At 61.1% G+C, this 2,416-nt stretch carries 2 protein-coding genes; both read right to left on the bottom strand.

Annotated features, from left to right (window positions below; all coding sequences use genetic code 11):
* Positions 1-169: 169 nt before the first annotated feature.
* Entirely contained in the window at positions 170-1,507 is a 1,338-nt protein-coding gene (locus BRA62_RS08070; RefSeq protein WP_292366058.1) for an MATE family efflux transporter, read from the bottom strand.
* Positions 1,504-2,337: a hypothetical protein gene (locus BRA62_RS08065; RefSeq protein WP_292366057.1), complete on the bottom strand. Its 834-nt coding sequence runs from the start codon at positions 2,335-2,337 to the stop codon at positions 1,504-1,506. Before BRA62_RS08065 ends, BRA62_RS08070 begins: the two co-directional genes overlap by 4 nt.
* Between the last annotated feature and the right edge of the window lie 79 nt (positions 2,338-2,416).

Genomic DNA, 2,416 nt, shown 5'->3' with positions numbered 1-2,416 from the left:
CATATCGCCACTCGGGGGAGGGTCCGGGAGGGGGTGTCCCCCTCCCGGTAGCAGTGTTTAGGGAGACAACCCCTAGTTGTAAATGCTCCTCTTCGGGCTTCGCGTGAACGATGCATGGAGAGTGAAAAGGTTTCGAACGAAAAGCAAAGGAGAGACAATCCTCCCACCCTCATATCACCGTCGACTTCCAGCCCCCATGCCGGTACATCGCAAAGAGCATACCCATCTGCAAGATCATCCCGCAGATCACCGCGAGCCAGACACCGGTAATCCCGATCCCGAGGAGACCTGGAAGGATGCAGGCGAGCGGGACCTGAAAAAGGACCATGGAGAAGAGTGTGGCATACATGGGCTTCTTCGTGTCCCCCGCCCCGTTGAGTGCGAACCCGAGGATGATCGCGACGGCGATGAAGACGTAGAACGGTGCGACCGTCTGCAGGTAGGAGACGCCGATCTCCGTGCTCGCACCGCTCGGGTCGAAGACCTCGACGATCGCGGGCGCGGCGAGGTAGAAGATCGCTCCCATGAGCGCCATGAACCCGCCGTTCATGAGCGCGGAGAGCCTCACGCCCGCCTCCGCCCGTTCGGGTTTCTTCGCGCCGAGGTTCTGGCCGACGATCACGGCGGTTGCGGTCGCGATCCCGAACCCCGGCATGAGCGCGACGAGTTCCAGTCGCCCGACAATGCCGTAGGCGGAGAGGGCCGCGGTCCCGAAGACCGCCACGATCGCCATCATCACAAGGAACGTCACGCTCCTGAGCCCGGACTGAACGGAGTTCGGGACGGCGACCCGAATAAGCCTCCACGCGAGCGAGAACTCGAACTTCGTCCGGAACGAGAAGGGGATCGGCGACCGTCCCGAAAGCAGGAGGGCAAACGCTATGGCGAACGCCACGCTCCGGGATATGATGGTGGCGTAGGCCGCCCCGGCGACGCCGCAGGCGGGGACTGCCCCGTAGCCGAAGATCAGGAGCGGGTCGAGGGCGATATTGAGGATATTCGCGAGAACCACGAGGAGCATCGGCGTCGTGGCGTCGCCGCAGCTCTGAAACGAGGAGTTGATCACCCAGAGCTCGACCAGCGTCACGCTGCCGGTAAAGAGGACCGTCAGGTAGGAAGCCCCGAGCAGTGCAACGTTCGGTTCGGCGCCGAGGAGAAGGAGCATATCCTCGGCGTAGAGGATGCCCACGACACTGAGGAGAATCGAGAATACGAGCCCGAGGATGAGGGTGTGCGAGACGCCCTTCGCCACCATATCGTAGTCCCTCGCCCCGTAGTAGCGCGAGACGAAGGCGGTGTTCGCGGTGACGATGCCGATGATGATCGTCATGAGCACCATGACGATCGAGGTGCTCATGGCGACGCCCGCGATAGCCTCCGATCCAAGCCGGCCGACAAAGAAAAGGTCGACCAGTTCGAGGCCGCTCTGCAGCACGTTCCCGGCCACGATCGGCGCCGCTACCGTTATGAGACCCCGGAAGATGTCGCCTTCGGTCAGTTCGGTCATGCAGCCAGTTTTTCTTTATACGATTCCAGGATCTGGATGATGAAGCGCTGGTGCTCTTCCAGCGCCTGCTCGTCATTGGGGGAGGTCTCGATCCCGACGGCGTAGAGCAGGATCAGCGCGTTGTCGAGATCGAGCACGGTGGGGTCCTCTATCTGGTCCGGGCGGAGACGGATGGCGAGATTATCGTAGTCCGCCTCCGTGAAGGAGTGCTCGGGGTTAACCGTCACCCGGGAATCGGCAAAACCACCGGCACGCTCCCGGAGGATCAGGAGGGCGCGCTCCAGCGTGCCGGGATGCGGGGAGATCGCGTCGAGCCGGGCAAGCGCCTCCGTGCTCTTCGCTGCAACGTTCTCGTAGAGCCCGAACTTATACGTCAGCAGGGACTGTGCGACCAGGTGCCCGGTCTCCTCGTCGATCAGGGAGAGGTACGGCTCAAGCCGATCGATGTATTCGTTTAACAGCTGCTTCATAGTTTTCTTCTGTAGTTTCGGCGCATTAAACATTTTTTCTACCCGAACCACAAGGAGGGTGATTGTCGCCGCGAATACCGTCTGCACAATCGCGCCCGAACTGAACTCGTTGGGCATGATAAAGATGAGAAACGCAAAGAGCGGCGCAAATAGCGAGACGAGGTCCCGCCGCGGCTTGAGGTAGGCCTGGTAGCAGAGGATGCACGAGGCGGCCACACATCCTGCGATGCCCGCCCAGACGGCGTACGGGAAGCCGAAAGACGAGAGCAGCAACCCAATACCGATTCCACCGAATGAGACTGCAGGAACCGCTATCCAGAGGCGTGATTCAGATCCGGGTGTGGTGGTGTTTGTCTTCATCGACCAATCTCAGGAATAGTTTGGAGCCGGAGGATAAACAGGGTTTCCCTTCGCACCTGGCGGTGCTCAAACTCCCGCC

Source organism: Methanoculleus sp. UBA208 (genome assembly GCF_002498065.1).
In the GTDB taxonomy this organism is placed as follows: domain Archaea; phylum Halobacteriota; class Methanomicrobia; order Methanomicrobiales; family Methanoculleaceae; genus Methanoculleus.
Note: the sequence above shows the minus strand (reverse complement) of the source record. Positions and strands in the feature narration are given on the sequence as shown.